The sequence below is a fragment of the Sphingomonas sp. genome (genome assembly GCF_051962185.1).
GTDB lineage: Bacteria > Pseudomonadota > Alphaproteobacteria > Sphingomonadales > Sphingomonadaceae > Sphingomonas.
Genome location: NZ_JBQCCN010000334.1, coordinates 1 through 15,202 on the forward strand (window position 1 = coordinate 1; position 15,202 = coordinate 15,202).

The 15,202-nt window shown below is 65.8% G+C and carries 17 protein-coding genes; 1 reads left to right on the forward strand and 16 read right to left on the reverse strand.

Annotated features, from left to right (window positions below; genetic code table 11):
• From ACTHJR_RS20345 to ACTHJR_RS20355, 3 genes are all read right to left on the reverse strand, one after another.
• Window positions 1-1,025, reverse strand: a 1,025-nt coding sequence (locus tag ACTHJR_RS20345) for an N-acyl-D-amino-acid deacylase family protein (RefSeq protein WP_440525245.1), incomplete at its 3' end; no start/stop codon positions are given.
• A 32-nt stretch (window positions 1,026-1,057) separates the two neighbouring features.
• Window positions 1,058-2,200 carry a serine hydrolase domain-containing protein gene (locus ACTHJR_RS20350; RefSeq protein WP_440525246.1) on the reverse strand — a complete coding sequence of 381 codons (1,143 nt, stop codon included), beginning with the start codon at window positions 2,198-2,200 and terminating at the stop codon, window positions 1,058-1,060.
• Window positions 2,201-2,302: 102 nt separating this feature from the next.
• Window positions 2,303-3,124 carry a GDSL-type esterase/lipase family protein gene (locus ACTHJR_RS20355; protein WP_440525247.1) on the reverse strand — a complete coding sequence of 274 codons (822 nt, stop codon included), beginning with the start codon at window positions 3,122-3,124 and terminating at the stop codon, window positions 2,303-2,305.
• A gap of 34 nt (window positions 3,125-3,158) precedes the next feature.
• On the opposite strand from ACTHJR_RS20355, the gene ACTHJR_RS20360 reads away from it, so the two are divergent.
• Entirely contained in the window at window positions 3,159-3,779 is a 621-nt protein-coding gene (locus tag ACTHJR_RS20360; protein WP_440525248.1) for a hypothetical protein, read from the forward strand.
• Window positions 3,780-3,866: 87 nt separating this feature from the next.
• Here ACTHJR_RS20360 and ACTHJR_RS20365 read toward each other — a convergent pair whose 3' ends face one another.
• From ACTHJR_RS20365 to flgB, 13 genes are all read right to left on the reverse strand, one after another.
• Window positions 3,867-4,811: a flagellar motor protein MotB gene (locus ACTHJR_RS20365; protein WP_440525249.1), complete on the reverse strand. Its 945-nt coding sequence runs from the start codon at window positions 4,809-4,811 to the stop codon at window positions 3,867-3,869.
• Between the two features lie 193 nt (window positions 4,812-5,004).
• Window positions 5,005-5,868 carry a flagellar motor stator protein MotA gene (motA, locus tag ACTHJR_RS20370; RefSeq protein WP_440525250.1) on the reverse strand — a complete coding sequence of 288 codons (864 nt, stop codon included), beginning with the start codon at window positions 5,866-5,868 and terminating at the stop codon, window positions 5,005-5,007.
• Between the two features lie 196 nt (window positions 5,869-6,064).
• Complete coding sequence (locus tag ACTHJR_RS20375; RefSeq protein ID WP_440525251.1) at window positions 6,065-6,958, reverse strand: flagellin N-terminal helical domain-containing protein; 894 nt, start codon at window positions 6,956-6,958, stop codon at window positions 6,065-6,067.
• A gap of 5 nt (window positions 6,959-6,963) precedes the next feature.
• Complete coding sequence (flgK, locus tag ACTHJR_RS20380; RefSeq protein ID WP_440525252.1) at window positions 6,964-8,301, reverse strand: flagellar hook-associated protein FlgK; 1,338 nt, start codon at window positions 8,299-8,301, stop codon at window positions 6,964-6,966.
• Window positions 8,298-8,657, reverse strand: coding sequence for a rod-binding protein (locus tag ACTHJR_RS20385; protein WP_440525253.1), 360 nt, complete (start codon window positions 8,655-8,657; stop codon window positions 8,298-8,300). The genes flgK and ACTHJR_RS20385 overlap by 4 nt, the downstream gene beginning before the upstream one ends.
• A complete protein-coding gene (locus tag ACTHJR_RS20390) occupies window positions 8,654-9,754 on the reverse strand; it encodes a flagellar basal body P-ring protein FlgI (RefSeq protein ID WP_440525254.1) in 1,101 nt (366 codons plus the stop codon). The genes ACTHJR_RS20385 and ACTHJR_RS20390 overlap by 4 nt, the downstream gene beginning before the upstream one ends.
• A gap of 295 nt (window positions 9,755-10,049) precedes the next feature.
• The gene (locus ACTHJR_RS20395; protein WP_440525255.1) at window positions 10,050-10,736 is read right to left on the reverse strand and encodes a flagellar basal body L-ring protein FlgH; all 687 of its coding nucleotides are present in this window, start codon (window positions 10,734-10,736) and stop codon (window positions 10,050-10,052) included.
• Window positions 10,736-11,524 carry a flagellar basal-body rod protein FlgG gene (flgG, locus tag ACTHJR_RS20400; RefSeq protein ID WP_440525256.1) on the reverse strand — a complete coding sequence of 263 codons (789 nt, stop codon included), beginning with the start codon at window positions 11,522-11,524 and terminating at the stop codon, window positions 10,736-10,738. Before flgG ends, ACTHJR_RS20395 begins: the two co-directional genes overlap by 1 nt.
• Window positions 11,525-11,537: 13 nt before the next feature.
• Window positions 11,538-12,281, reverse strand: a complete 744-nt coding sequence (gene flgF / locus ACTHJR_RS20405) for a flagellar basal-body rod protein FlgF (RefSeq protein ID WP_440525257.1) — start codon at window positions 12,279-12,281, stop codon at window positions 11,538-11,540.
• A 28-nt stretch (window positions 12,282-12,309) separates the two neighbouring features.
• On the reverse strand, window positions 12,310-13,566 hold the full coding sequence (locus tag ACTHJR_RS20410) for a flagellar hook protein FlgE (protein WP_440525258.1): 1,257 nt from the start codon (window positions 13,564-13,566) through the stop codon (window positions 12,310-12,312).
• Window positions 13,567-13,595: 29 nt separating this feature from the next.
• Window positions 13,596-14,285 carry a flagellar hook assembly protein FlgD gene (locus tag ACTHJR_RS20415; RefSeq protein WP_440525259.1) on the reverse strand — a complete coding sequence of 230 codons (690 nt, stop codon included), beginning with the start codon at window positions 14,283-14,285 and terminating at the stop codon, window positions 13,596-13,598.
• Window positions 14,286-14,288: 3 nt separating this feature from the next.
• Window positions 14,289-14,699 carry a flagellar basal body rod protein FlgC gene (gene flgC, locus ACTHJR_RS20420; protein WP_440525260.1) on the reverse strand — a complete coding sequence of 137 codons (411 nt, stop codon included), beginning with the start codon at window positions 14,697-14,699 and terminating at the stop codon, window positions 14,289-14,291.
• A gap of 2 nt (window positions 14,700-14,701) precedes the next feature.
• A complete protein-coding gene (gene flgB, locus ACTHJR_RS20425) occupies window positions 14,702-15,055 on the reverse strand; it encodes a flagellar basal body rod protein FlgB (RefSeq protein WP_440525261.1) in 354 nt (117 codons plus the stop codon).
• Window positions 15,056-15,202: the final 147 nt, after the last annotated feature.

The following is a 15,202-nucleotide window of genomic DNA, read 5'->3' on the forward strand; positions in this document are numbered from 1 at the left end:
AGCGAAGGCGGGCCGCCGCGCTTGCGCATGTCCTCGGCGTTGCCGTCGCGCAGCTGTTTGGTGGGCGAGGGGTCGTCGAAGCGCTTGAGATATGCCGGCCGGCCGCCGTCGTGCGCGCAGAGCGGGAGCAGCGACGCGACCAGGCTCGTGCCCGACGCCGACCAGGGATATTGGCTGGCGGTGATGTTGACCCCGGCGGCGCGCGCCGCGTCGATCTTGGCGATGATCATCGGCGCCATGCCCTGGACGTCGACGCCCAGCGCCTTGATGTGGCTGATATGGATCGGCATGCCGGTCGCCTTGCCGATCGCGATCGCCTCGTCGATCGCGGCGGCGAGGCCGACGGTGTAGCTCGACTCGTCGCGGATATGGCTGTCGTAATAGCCGCCGCGCCTAGCCGCTTCCTGCGACAAGGCGATCACCTCGTCGGTCTTGGAAAAGCTCTGCGGCGAATAGAACAGGCCGGTCGAAAAGCCGATCGCGCCTTCGCACATGCCCTTGGCGACCAGTGCCTTTTCCTTGGCGAGTTCCTCGGGCGTCGGTGCGCGGTCGGCGTTCCCGATCACCTGGCTGCGGATTGCGCCAAAGCCGACGTAGGTCGCGAAATTGATCCCGACCGGCTTGGTCTTGGGCGTCGACAGCGTGCCGGTGACGTCGGTGCTGCCGCCGCCGTCGTTGCCGATGAACGCGGTGGTCACCCCCTGCAGCAGGAAAGCCGGGATGAGGCGTGTCTTGGCATCGGCCGAGGCGAGCCAGGGACCGGCATGGGTGTGCGGATCGATGAAGCCCGGTGCGACGATCATGCCGGTCGCGTCGATCGTCCGCGCCGCCGCGATTTTCAGATGCGGGCCGACCGCGACGATCTTGTCGCCCTTGATCGCGACATCGCCGGTGAACGGCGCGCCGTCGCCGGTATAGACGGTGCCGCCGCGCAGCAGCAGGTCGGCATTGGCGGCGGGGGAGGATGCGGCACCGATCGAACAACCGGCGAGCAGGGTGGCGGCGAGAGCGAGGCGCAGCTTCATGGCGCCGATCCTTTCGGCGCCGTCGATCGGCGTCAAGGTTGGGCTAGCGACTCTTCAGTGATGGTATAGCTCGAATGCATACCTTTGTCGGGCGGCACGTCGGTCGCGAAATAGGCCGTGCCGGTGCCGCCGACCGGGTCGATCCATAGCCCGGACTTGAGGCCGTAGGCGTCGCCGAGATGGCCGAAGCGCCGCTTGCCGTCGCCGAACGGATCGTCATGGCATCCGGCGTGAGGCGTGGCGGTCAGGAACATGCCGAGGCCATAGGTGCAGACCCAGCCGTCGCCGATGTCGCCGTTGCTGCCGTCATAGGTCCAGGCTGGCGTCTCCATCGCCTTGACCGAGGCGGGCGAGAGCAGGCGAACGCCGTCGACCTTGCCGTTGCCGAGCAGCATCCGCCCGATCGTCTCGAGCCCGCGCGCCGAGATGTGCAGCCCCGATTGCGGCGCGAACATCGCCCCGTTGGCGCCGGGCTTCCAGCGCGACAGGTCGCAACTGCCGTCGGTCGCCGGGGTGACGGGGCAGGCGGGGCGCTTGCCGTGATTGTCGTCCTTGGTCACCTGGCCGCCGCGGAACAGCACGACGCCATGCGCGATCGTCGCGTCGTCGCATGTGTCCCATTGATAGCAGGCCTTGAGCCGGAGCGGCTTGAGCACCAGCCGGTCCATCAGCCGGTCGAACCGCTCGCCGGTCGCGCGCTCCATCACCGCGCCGACCACCGGGAAGTTGAAATTGGTGTAGCGGAAGAACGTGCCCGGTGCGTGCTCGGCGTCCCAGGCCTTGGGATTGGCCAGCGTCGCGCGCATGTCGCCGTCGAGCGGCAGGACATAGTCGATATTGTCGGTCAGGCTCGAGCGGTGCGACAGCAATTCGCGCAGCGTGATCGGCGTGTCGGGAAACGCCGGGTTGCGGAAGGTGTAGCCGAGCCATTTGGATACGTCGGTATCGAGGTCGAGCTTGCCCTGCTCGACCAGCCGCATCACCGCGATGGTCGTCACCATCTTCGAGATCGACGCGATCCGCACCGGATCGTCGGGCGTCACGCCGCGATTGACCGCGGGATCGGCAAAACCCTCGGCGCGCGCCGAGGTCTCGCCCTTACGATCGAAGGTCACGCGGACCGAGGCGACGGGCTGGGCGGCGCTGGCGGCGGCCATCAGGAGCAAGGAAAGCATGAAGCAAGGCTAGGACGGGCGGCGGCGGCCGGCAATGGCGAGCCTGCCGGGGGCGCAGCGAGGCTTCTCCAATCGATTCCGGGGCGCGCTATTCGTGGGGACCTATCGTCCGCGTTGCGCCAGCGCGCGCCGGATAGCGTTTCGGGCGAGGGGGGTGATCAGCTCGAATCCGCGGCGATTGGGATGAAGCCCATCGTTCGACAGGCCGTCCCTGATCCCGAGCTTTCGATCGACCAGCGGCGCATGATAATCGACGAAGATCAGGCCGTTTTTGGCGGCATAGTCGCGGAGCCAGTCGTTGAGCCAGGCGATGCGCGGGCCGGGGACGATGTCGGGCGACCCCTGAAAGAAGGACGAGGGCGTCACCGCACCCAGGATCACCTTGATGCCATGCGCGCGCGCCAGCTCGACCATCGACTCGATGTTGGAGCGGGTCAGCGCCGTGCCCGGCGGATTATGGATATCGTTGATCCCGCCCATGATGTGGACCACCGCGGGATGGAGCGCGATCACGTCGGCGCGGAATCGCGCGAGCATCTGACTGGTGGTCTGGCCCGACACGCCGCGATCGATCACGTCGCCGGCGAACAATTGCGGGACGGATGGCCGCCATGCTTCGGTGATCGAATCGCCGATGAAGACGACGCGGCGGCGCGTCGGCGGCGGCAGCGCCTTGTTCTCCTCGCGATACCGGCACAGCCCCTCGGGATCGAGCTTCGACCAGGCCACGAAATTGGCCCGATCTTGAGCGCTGGCCGGCAGTGTGGCGGCGATATGCGGCCGCGGATCGACGATCAGCGCCATGCGCTCGGGACTGACGACCGGCATCGGCGGGCAGGGCATGTCGGCGAGCGTCCGCGGCGGGGTGCCATCAGCGACCGCTGTCCCGCTTGCGGCGGCCGCCATCAGGAGAAAGGAGAGCATCGGGGAAGGCTAGGACGGGTGACAGCCGGCGGCAATGGGCCCAATTTCGACTAATCCGGAAAGATCACAGATTGGCGCCAACGAGCTGGTTGCGGACTTTGGAAGGGTCGGCGATGAAGGGCCGGTGGTAAAGCTGGATCCCACCCCTTGGCTTCTGCTGAGTGTCCCATTCCTCGCGGCGACGCTGTACTTCTTTAGTCGAGGTTTGAGGAAGAGCCAGTTTCGCGTTCCTGGAACAAGTGGCTGGGCACATTATCCCAATGGTTCACTGGACTGGTGGACCTCGACTCTCGTCAATGCTGTTTTCGTCTGCTCCGCACTGTTCATGGTTTACGAGTCCCTCTTTCATGGGTCGGAATTCTCTCGCGAACCGCAACTTCCGATGCCTTCACTAGCCGGCACGCGCGTGGAATCGACGCGGGTTCCGGAAAGCGCGCAGATGCTTGCCGCATGCCTTGCCGACCTGAACCATGGGCAGGTGTATCCTACAGAGGATGGCGGGCGGAGAGTGGCTGTACGAAACGGCCGGAATACCATGCTCTACACGTTCGACATCGCGGCTGGCCGCGACAGCAGCCGGTTGGACGTATATCGGGTGCAATATACGCCATTGGTACGTTGGAAGAGTTGCACGACCAAAAGTGAAGCCGGGTAAGGGGTTTCTTGTCGACGCTGGCAGCCGACCGCGACCATCGGGTGATGAAAGCGACGAGGTGGTTGATGCGCCAAGCAGCGCAACAAACTATTTGCTCAAGCCACCCGGCCCCGTTGGAATGCTGGTACTGCCGCCGTCGCCGAACGATCCCGCGCGGTACAGCAGGGTGATCGACACGCGGCGGTTGCGCGGGTCGGCGGGATTGCCCTGGATCATCGGCTCGCGGTCGGCGACGCCCTCGATGCGATCGAAGCGTGTTTCGCCGAGCCCGCCCGTCGCCAGCCGGCGGCGGGTCGCCTCGGCGCGGCCGGTCGACAGCATCCAGTTGTTCATCGCCAAGGGGTTGCCATAGGCGAGGTTGTCGGTGTGGCCGCGGATCATGATCGGGTTTTCCATGCCCTTGATCGATGCGGCGATCATCCCGATCAGATCGCTCGCCTGCGGCACCAATTGCGTCGTGCCGAGCGCGAACATCGAATAATCGGCGTCGTCGACCAGGTCGATGCGGAGACCATCGCGGGTCTGGATGAACTTCACGTGGCTGGCGAGCTTGGCGAGCGCGGGCGATTTCATCGCCTGTTCGAGTTTGCGCTTCATCTGCTCGAAATTCTGATTGTCCTCCGCGGTCAGCCGCGCCTTGAGCGAGCCCTTCTCGCCCGAGCCGATCTTGGTGCCGCCGGTCGCGCCGACCGGAATGGTCAGCGACTTGGTGCCGGTCTGCGACGCGCGGTTGGGATAATTGTCCTTGTCGGTGATCGACGACCCGCCGAACATGCCGTTCGAGCCAGCGCTATTTTCCTTCATGTTGACGAGCGTCGGGGAGAAATAGTCGGCGATGCCCTTGCGCTGCTTTTCGGTCGTCGCGCCGAGGATCCACAGCAGCAGGAAGAATGCCATCATCGCCGTCACGAAGTCGGCATAGGCGACCTTCCACGCGCCGCCGTGATGCGCGCCATGGCCCTCGATATAGACCTTCTTGACGATGATCTTCGGCGGCTGGTTGCTGCCGTGCGGAGCGCGCGCGGAGGCCATCAGGTTGCCGCCGCGGTTAGCAGGATATCGGTTCGCGCAGAGGCGCAGAGAGCGCTGCGGCGTATCGCCCGGCCGCGCGAGCGGCCTTTCACCCCGAGCGGCTCAAAGCAGATGCGCTGCCGCGCAGGGGAACGCCTCCGCGCCCTCTGCGCCTCTGCGCGAACCTTATAGACGGAAGCGGGTACCCGCATGATCAGCGCCCACGCAGGCCGTCGAAGACCTCGGCGAAAGCGGGCTGGTTGACGTGGGCGATGCCCGAGCGTGCGGCCTCGATCACCAGCGGCTGCGGGTGACCGTGCAGCGAGGCGATGATGATCTGCTTGACCACGTGATAGATCGCGGCGTCGGCGTCGATGATCTGCTTGAGGCGAGTCGCCAGCGGGCCAACCATGCCGTAGGCCAGCAGCACGCCCATGAACGTGCCGACCAGCGCCGATCCGATCATCGCGCCGAGGATCGTCGGCGGCTTGTCGATCGAGCCCATCGTCTTCACCACGCCGAGCACTGCCGCGACGATACCGAGCGCGGGCAAGGCGTCGGCCAGGCTCTGCAGCGTGTGCTGCGGCCCTTCGACCGCGTGGTGATGGGTCTTGATCGCGTTATCCATCACTTCCTCGACCGCGTGGACGTCGAGCGTGCCCGACGAAACGACGACGAGGCGGAGCGTGTCCGCGATCAGATGGCCCAAGGAGTGATCGGCCCGGCGGCGGGGATATTCGGCGCAGATGGCGGAGGACTTGGGATCCTCGACATGCGGCTCGAGCGCGATCGGCCCGTCCATCCTGAGCATCTTCATCAGCTTGGAGACGAGGAAGATGACGTCGAGATAATCCTGTTTCTTGTATTTCGGCCCCTTCATCACCTTCATGATGCCGCCGCCCAGCGCCTTGAGCTCCTTGGGCGAGTTGCCGATGATCAGCGCGCCGGCCCCGGCGCCGCCGATGATGAGCATTTCGTGCGGAATGGCCTCGAGCACGGGTCCCAGCGCGCCGCCCGTAAAGGCGAACCCGCCGAACACCATCGCGAGAAGAACAACAAGGCCGATTGCCGGAAACATCGTAGCTCTAACTTCCCCCTGCGATCGCGGCCTGAACCGGAGAACGACCGGTTTCGCCAATGGTTAATCGGCTTTTCGTAGCCAACCGGTTAACCAAGCGGCGTTTTGCCGACCCGGTATGGAAAAAAGCGGGTGGAACGGAGCGCGGCCGCGGTGTCGGCGGCACGCTGCGAAAGGTCGCTTCAGCCGGAAAATCCTACTTCAGGAAGTCGAACAGCGACATGCTGGCGAGCTTGGTGAAGCTGGCCTGGGTCGCCTGCAGCGTCGTCATCGTCTTCTGCAAATTGGTGATCGCCGCCGTGACGTCGGTATCCTCGAGCGCGGAGCGGGTCGCCTCGCGGTCGGTGGCGACATCCTTGAGCCGCGACGTTTCCAGATCGACCCGCGCGGCGCGCGCGCCGAGGCCCGCCTGGACGCTGGCGGCCTGATCGTTCGCCGCCTGGAGCGCGTCGCCGGCCGACCCCGCGACCGCCGAGACGTCGCCGCTTCCCCGGAGCGCGGCGGACAGGGCGGAGAGCGTCGACAAGATATTGTTGCCGCTCGCATCGACGAACAAGCGCGTGGCCGAATCGCCGGGCTGGATCGTTTCGTTGGCGCCGACCGGCACAGAGGTCGGACCGGTGGTCGAGAAACTGAACGTGCCGTCGGCATTCTTGGTCACCGCGTCGCCATCGCCGTCCGCGAAGATCGCGGCGCCGCGCGAATCCTTGACGTTGGCGTAGCTGACGAGATTGGTGACGATCGTGTCGAGCTGGTCGGCGATCGCCGAGCGATCGCTTGGCGACAGCGTGCCGCTGTTCGCCTTGACCGCGAGTTCCTTGGCCTGTTGCAATGCGTCGGTGATCGAGCTGAGCGCCCCGTCCGCCTGGCTCAGGGTCGTCCCGACCAGGGTCAGGTTGCCGCCGTATGCCGTATCGTCGGCGCCGGCGATCGCCAGGCTCTGCAGCCGCCGCCAGGCGACGGCGTCGTCGGACGGCGCGTTGATGCGCTTGGTCGTCGAAATCTGCGTCTGCAGCTTGTCGGCAGTCGCGGTCAGCGACTGCATGCTGTTCTGGTTGAACGTATAGAATTGGCTGGTCGAGATCTGCATGATCGTTACCTGATATCGAGGATCGTCTGCATCGTTTCGCGCGCGACCTGGATGACGCGGCCGGTCGCGGCATAAGCCTGCTGGAATCGCATCAGATCGACCGCTTCGGTGTCGAGATTGACGCCGGACGCGCTGTCGCGCGCGGCGACGGCATTGTCGTGGATGGTCGATTGCGCATCGGCCACCGCCTTGCGCTGCGCCAATGTCGCGGCGTTGGCGGTGGTCATGTCGACGATCCGGTTCTCATAGCCGGCCGAGGTGCGCAATTGCGCCAGCGACATCAAATTGGTGTTGTCGCGCGCGCCGCCGCCGACCGCCGCCGCGGCGATCCCGCGCGGATCGTCAAGCGTCATGGTCATCTGCGCGGTGCCGCTGGTGCCCATCGCGAACAGCGGCTGGCCGGCATTGCCATCGAGGTCGCGGCCGCCGGCCTGGATCGCGTTGACGCCGTCGGCGAAATCCTTGGCGAGGCTCTGAAGCTGCGTCTTGGCGTCGACGATGCGTTGCATCGAATCGACCACGCCGGCGAGCGCGCCGCCCGTCGGCGCGAGGGTCTGGAGCGAGGCGCCATTGACGACGTTGTACGTCACCGCGCCCGCCGAATTGGTGGCATAGACCACCGTCGCCGCCTGACCGGCGTCGACCAGCACCGGGCCGGCGCTGCCGCCGCCGCGCACCGTTGCGCGACCGATCGAATCGAGCTGCACCGTCACGTCGGTCAGCGCACTCATCTGTTCGAGCACCTGGTCGCGCTGATCGAGCAGCGCCGCCGCGCCGGAGGTGCCGGCGGTCGCGCGGCTGAGGCCGTCGTTGATCCGCGCGAGCGTCGCCATCGCCGAGTTGAGCGAGGCGACCGAGGATTGCGCCGTTCCGTCGAGATCCTGCTGGACCTGGTCGAGGGCGGCGCCCGTGCTGGAAAACGCGCCGGCGACGCCGGAGGCCGCCTCGAGCATCGACGCGCGCGCGCCGAGCGAGGTGGGATCGGCGGCGAGCGTGGTCGAGGCGGTGAAGAAGTTGGACAGCCGGGTGCTGAGCTGATTGCCGTCGAGCCCCGATTCGATGCGGTCGAGCCAGGTCACGCTGGTGTCGGTGCGCGCGAGATCGGAGCCCGAGGTGCGGACCTGCGCCGCGGCGTAGAAATCGCCGGCTCGGACGATTCCGGTCACCGCCGAGCCCATACCGTTCATCGTCGAATTCGCGCTGGTCGCGGCGACCTCCACGGTCGAGGCGGTACGACGCGAATAGCCGACCGTTCCCGCGTTGGAGATGTTCTCCGACACGGTATTGAGCGCGACCTGATAGGCCTTCAATCCGCTCGCGCCGATCGACAGCATGTCGCTCATGACGACGTGCCTCCGTCAGCAGGGGGCGAAACGGCGGATGTGGGCGCGGGCGGATCCTGCAATGCCTTTTGCGACTTCGCCAGGAAATCGGTCATCGCCTTGCCGATGCCGATCGGCTGGTGCGCGGCCATGCTCTCCGCGACCTGCTTGTCCTGCATGTCGCGAAAGGTCTCGGTGTTCTTGCCGTCGAGCAAGCCGTCGCCCAGGCTGGCCTGGCGCATCGACTTGAGCATCATGTTGATGAACACCGCCTCGAACTGCTGCCCCGCCTTTTTCAGATTGGCGTTCGACGTCAGCCGGCTGGTGTCGGTCGAGATGCCCGTGGTCGGCTGGATCGGCGTCGGGATATCGGTCACAGGATGATCAGGTCGGCTTTGAGCGCGCCCGCCTCCTTGAGTGCCTCGAGGATCGCGACGAGGTCCGAGGGCGAGGCGCCGATCGCGTTCACCGCCTTGACGATGTCGGCGAGCTTGGGCCCCGGCGCCATCAGGAACATCGGGCGCTTCTCTTCCTCGACGTTGACGCCCGATTTCTGCTCGTTGGCGGTCTGGCCGTTGCTGAACGGCGCGGGCTGCACGACCGTCTGCTTCTCGTCGATGCGGACGGTCAGCTTGCCATGGGTGATCGCGGCGGCGCCGACGCGAACGGTCGAGTTGATCACCACCGTGCCGGTACGGGCGTTGACGATGACGCGCGCCGGCGGCTCGGCCGAGGTCACGGTCAGATTCTCGATCTCGCTCATCATCGTCGCGCGCACGTCGGCGCCGACCGGCGCGGTGACCTTGATCGACACGCCGTCGACAGCTTCGGCGACACCGCCGCCGAACCGCGCGTTGATCGCAGTGGCGACATTCTGAGCCGTGGTGAAATCCGAGCGGGCGAGGTTGAAGGTCAGGCCGGGAGCGCTGGCGAACCCGGTATCGACGGTGCGTTCGACCGTGGCACCCTCCGGGATGCGGCCGGTCGAGGGCACGTTGACCACGACCGACGATCCGTCCTTGCCCTCGATGCCGAGACCGCCGACCGCGAGATTGCCTTGCGCCATCGCATAGATCTGGCCGTCGGCGCCCATCAGCGGCGTCAGGATCAGCGCGCCGCCGCGCAGGCTTTTGGCCTTGCCCATCGAGGCGACGGTGATGTCGATCCGCTGGCCCGGCTTGGCGAAGGGCGGCAATTCGGCGGTGATCATCACCACCGCAGCGTTTTTCAGGCCGGGGTTGACGTTGGCGGGCAATTGCAGGCCGAAGCGCGAGGCGACCGCCTTCATCGACTGCATCGTATATTCGAGATTGTCGTCGCCGGTGCCCGCCAGGCCGACCACGATGCCGTAGCCGGTCAGCTGGTTGCTGCGGATACCCTGGAAGGTGCCCAGGTCCTTGATGCGATCGGCCGAGGCCGGGGACGCGGCGATACCGGTCATCAGGGCCAGGAAGACGAGCAGGGCACGCAGCATGGGACGATATCCAATCATTGTCGCCCGGCGGTCTGGCATGAGGATGGTTAAAGCTCTGCTAACCAAACCGGATGAGCATTGAGTTTTGTGTCGGCATGCCTCCGGGGCGGCGACGCTATAGCCCCTCCCCTTCAGGCGCTCCGGGTCGGCCATGCCCCCGGCATGGCCTGAACGATGCGGGGCATCGTTCACCCGGAACGGGGTTGGGGTGGGGCCGATCCTCAAGCAATCTGCCCGCGGCACTGTCCCACCCCCAACCCGTCTCTGAAGGGGAGGGGCTTTTTTAAGCCATCAATCAAAACGGGCTGATCACCGAGAAGAAACGACCGAGCCAGCCCTGGCGGCCGGCGCGGGCCACGTCGCCCTTGCCGGTATAGGCGATGCGGGCGTCGGCCACGCGGGTCGACAGCACGCGATTATCGGCGCTGATGTCTGCGGTACGGACGATGCCCTTGATCTGGACGAACTCGTCGCCGCGATTGAGCGTGACACGCTTCTGCCCCTGCACCAGCATCGTGCCGTTGCCATAGACCGCGACCACCGTGACCGAGACTTCGCCCGACAGCGAGTTGGACTGGTCGGCAGTACCCTGACCGCTGAAGTTGCGCGTGCCGCTGACCGACGCGTCGGTGCTCTTGAACAGCGACAGCGCACCGGTGGTCGGCGGGGTCAGGCCGAAGCCGCCGCCCGAATCGAGCTTCGACGACGAGGATTTCGACGCCTGGGTGTTCTCGACCAGCACGATGGTCAGTGGATCGCCGACCTTCCTCGCCACCGAGCCCTCGTAGAGCGCCGCATAGCCGTTCTGCGCCTGGAAGATCGAGCCGTTGGCCGGCGCCGGCGGCGGCGGTACCGGCGGAGCGGCCGAATAATCCTCCGCCGGCTTCTTCTTGCCGAAGATGCCCGCGTGCGCGGGCGCACCGGCCGAGACGGAGAGAGCGATGGCGGCAGCGGCGCCGACGATGGTGAAGAGCGTGCGCATCAGATGTTCTGGTTCACATATTTGAGCATGTCGTCGGTCGCCGAGATCATCTTCGAATTGACCTCATAGGCGCGCTGGCATTCGATCATGTCGACCAGCTCCTCGACGACGTTGACGTTGGACGCCTCGAGCATGCCCTGGCGGACCATGCCGCGGCCGTCCTCGCCCGGAACGCCGAGATTGGCGGCGCCCGACGCGGCGGTTTCGAGCAGATAGTTGTCGCCTTTCGACTGCAGCCCGCCCGGATTGGGGAAGGTCGCGACCTGGAGCTGGCCGAGCACGCTCGGTTCGGTCTGGCCGGCGATCGTCGCCGAGACGGTGCCGTCGGTGCCGACGGTGATCTGGGTCGCGCCCTCGGGCACGGTGATCCCGGGCATCACCTGATAGCCTTCGTTGGTGACCAGCAAGCCTTCGGGCGAACGCGAGAAATTGCCCGCGCGGGTATAGCCGAGCTGGCCGCCGGGCAGCTGGACCTGGAAATAGCCGTCGCCGTCCAATGCCATGTCGAGGCTGTTGCCGGTGGTCTGCATCGAGCCCTGGGTATCCTCGCGCGAGGTGCCCTGGATGCGCACGCCAGTGCCGAGGTTGAGGCCGGTCGCGTATTTGCTGTCGCTCGACGATTGCGCGCCGGCGGTGGTGACGGTCTGATAGGACAGGGTCGCGAACGACGCGCGGTCCTTCTTGAAGCCGGTCGTATTGACGTTGGCCAGGTTGTTCGAGATCACCCGCATCCGCATGTCCTGGGCATCCAGGCCGGTGCGGGCGATGTGCATCGCTGCGCTGCTCATCTCATTCTACTCCTCAGCTCGGCATCCGCATCACGGATGCGGCGCTTTCGTCCATGTCCTTGGCCGACTTCATCAGATTGGCCTGCACTTCGTAGCTGCGCTGGTTCTCGATCATGTCGACCAGCGCCTGCGTCATGTTGACGTTCGACTGTTCCAGCGCGCCCGAGATGCACTTGGCATCCTCGTCGGTCGGCAGCACGCCGCCGCCTTTCACATGGACCAGATTGTCGAGCCCCTTGATCGTCTGCGATCCCTTGGGACTGGCGAGTTTGATGCGGTCGATGACCTGCGGGTTCTTGGCGTCGCCGCCGACCGGAATGATCGAGATCGTCCCGTCCTGCGCGATCGACACCGAGGTCGCGGGCGGCACGGTGATGGGGCCCCCCGACCCCATCACCGGGAAACCGTCGCCGGTCTCCAAGACGCCCGTCGCGGAAATGCTGAGGTCGCCGCGGCGCGTATAGGCTTCCGTACCGTCGGTCGCCTGCACCGCCATCCACTGGTCGCCCGGGATGGCGATATCGAGATTGCGACCGGTGGTCGTGATCGCGCCCGCGCTGCGGTCGAAATCGGTCACTTCCTCCGATGCCGGCTGGCGGCTGTCGAAGCCCGGGCCCTTGAGCATCAGGCTGTCGAAATTCACCTTTTCGGCGCGGAAGCCGATCGTCGACGCATTCGCCATGTTGTTGGCGATCGCCGCCTGCGCCGCCATGTGGCTCTTGAGCCCCGACGCCGCGGTGTAGATCAGCTTGTCCATGCGTTAGCCTCCTTGCGTCCCACGATCATCAGCTGCGGATGTTGAAGATCGTTTCGGAGATCTGGCTGGCGGTATCGAGCGCCTTGGCGTTCGCCTGGAAATTGCGCTGCGCGGCGATCAGGTTGACGAGTTCCTCGGTGATGTCGACGTTCGAGCGTTCGATGGTCGACGACATCAGATTGCCGAAACCGTCGCTGCCCGGCGATCCGACCGTCGGCGCCCCCGACAGGCCGGTCGCCGACCAGGTCGAATCGCCGAGCTGGCGAAGGCCGGTCGGATTGGTGAAGTTCGCCAGCACGACCTTGCCGAGCGCCTTGACGTCGCCGTTCGAGAAGCTCGCCTTGACCGTGCCGTCGCCGTCGACGGTCACGCCCTGGAGCTGGCCGACCGCGCTGCCGTCGGCGCTGCGCGACACGATGTTGAAGGCGGTCGAGGTCTGCGCGGTGGCCGCGCCGAACGTGAAGTTGATCGTCTGCGCGGCGGCAGCGCCGGCCGGGGTGACCGGATCGAACGTGGTGGCGCCGGTCGGCGCGGTCATGGCGCCGGTCGAATCGAACGTCATCGTGATGTGATCCGATCCGCCCGAGGTCAGCGGCTTGTCGCCGATGAAGCTGTACGCCGACCAGGTCGACGGCGTGGCGGTCGTCTCGCGCTTGAAATAGGTCGTCATGGTCTGCGGATTGCCCGACGCGTCATAAACCGTGGTCTGGGTCGACTGGTTGTAGCTCGACGGATCGAAGCGATCGAAGGTGGCGGTCCCGGGTACCGCGGCGCTGGCCGAGAGATTGACGGTCATGCCGACGTTCTGCGTCGGGCTCGGCGTGCCGCTGGTGGTCGGCAGCTGCAGGCTGACGGTCTGGTCGAGGCCGGTGGCGACAACCGCGCCCGATCCGTCGACCGGGTAGACCTGCAGGTAATTGCCCTGCGCGTCGGTGACATAATGGTCGGGATTGACCATGAAGCCGCCGTTGCGGGTGTAATTGACGTTGGAGCCGTTGAGCTGCGGCTTGATCGCGAAGAAGCCGTCGCCCGAAATGGCGAGGTCGAGCGCCGACGACGACTGAATGAAATTGCCCTGGCTGAACTGTTGGACGTTGCCTTTCACCATCGTGCCGGCGCCGACCATCATCGTCGGCGACAGATTGACGCTCGACGCGATGACGTCGGCGAATTCGGTGACGCTCTTCTTGAATCCGTTGGTGTCGACGTTGGCGAGATTGTGCGAGATCGTCGACATCTGCGTCTGGGCGGCGTTGAGGCCGGAAAGCGACGTGTAGAAGGACATGGTTCAGGCTCCTTGGGGAATGGGGTGGATCAGCCGATCTGGCGAACGTCGGAGAGGTCGACGTTGCCGATACCGGCGACATTGAGGACGGGATTGCCCGACGAGGGCATCGAGACGGAGGTGACCGGCGCCCAGACCAAGGTGTGGCTTCCCACCGTGGCGCCGCCCGCATTGGCGTTGGAGACGACCTTGAAGGGCCCCGCGCCGGCATCGGCGCCGGCGTCGGTCTTGCCGTCCCAATCGAACGTCGCGGTGCCTTTGGACTGAGCGCCGAGATCGAGCGTCTTGAGGACGTTGCCGCTCTGGTCCTGGATGGTGACCTTGACGTCGCTCGCCGCGCTGTCGAGTTCGACAGCCCCGGCGATGCCGCCGGCGGTACGACCGAAGGCGGTGTCGCCCGGCGTCAGCACGGTCTTGCCGACATAGGCCATCGCGTCGCTGGCGGAGGTGCCGGTCAATTTGTCGGCGATCGACTGCAGCGTCGTGTTCATCTGCGAGATGCCCGACAGCGATGAGAATTGCGCCATCTGGGCGACCATCTGGGTGTTGTCGACCGGGTTGAACGGATCCTGATTCTGCATCTGCGCGGTCATCAGCTTCAGGAAGTCGGCCTGGCCGAGCGTCTGCGATCCCGAACCGGCCGGCGCGACGGTCGGCGTCGACGTTCCGGTGCGCGAGATGCCGAGATTGGCGAGCGTGGTGTCGAAAGTCGAGGTCATCGGTTACTTCCCGAGCTTGAGGGTATCGAGGATCAGCGACTTGGCTGTCTGCATGACCTCGACATTGTTCTGGTAGCTGCGGCTGGTCTCCATCATGTCGACCAGTTCGCGCGTCTCATCGACCGCCGACTCCCAGACATTGCCGTCCTTGTCGGCCACCGGGTTGGTAGGGTCGTAGCGTTTGGTGGGCTGTTCGCCGGCGGTGACGACGCTTTCGACGTCGACCGTCGACATGCCCGACGCCTTGTCGAAGCTGGTGCGGAACACCGGCTTGATCGTGCGATAAGCGGTATCGGGCGAGCTCGCGACCGACCCGGCATTGGCCAGGTTGGAGGCCGTCGTGTTCAGGCGCACGAGCTGCGCGCTCATCGCGCGGCCCGAGACCTGGAAGATCGTCAGCGGTCCACTGCCCATGATTATTCGCCCCTCAGCGCGCGGGTGATCTGGCCGATCCGCCCGTTCAGGAAAGACAAGGTCGTCTGGTATTGGACGGCGTTCTCGGCGAACGCGGTCTGCTCGGTCGACAGGTCGACGGTGTTGCCGTCGAGGCTGGGCTGCAGCGGCACGCGATATTTGGTCGCGCTCGCGAGGCCGTTGTCGCCGAGGCCGCCCGGCGCGGTCGCTGCCGACAGCGCCTGCTGGAAATCGATGTCGCGCGCCTTGAACCCCGGGGTCGAGGCATTGGCGATGTTCGACGCGAGCACGCCCATGCGCTGCCCGCGCACTTCGAGCGCCGCCCCATGTATCCCGACCAGAGTGTCGTCGGCCATCGCCGTACCTCGCGTGAAAATCCTGCGCGAGAGGTCAGCAAGGGGCGTGCCAATTGCCGCTGGGAGGCGGTTTTGCCTCCTGCGGCAGGGGAAAGCGGCAAAGACTTGCCGGTGGCGGCAATCGGTTTTGCCGGTTTGCCGGGGAGC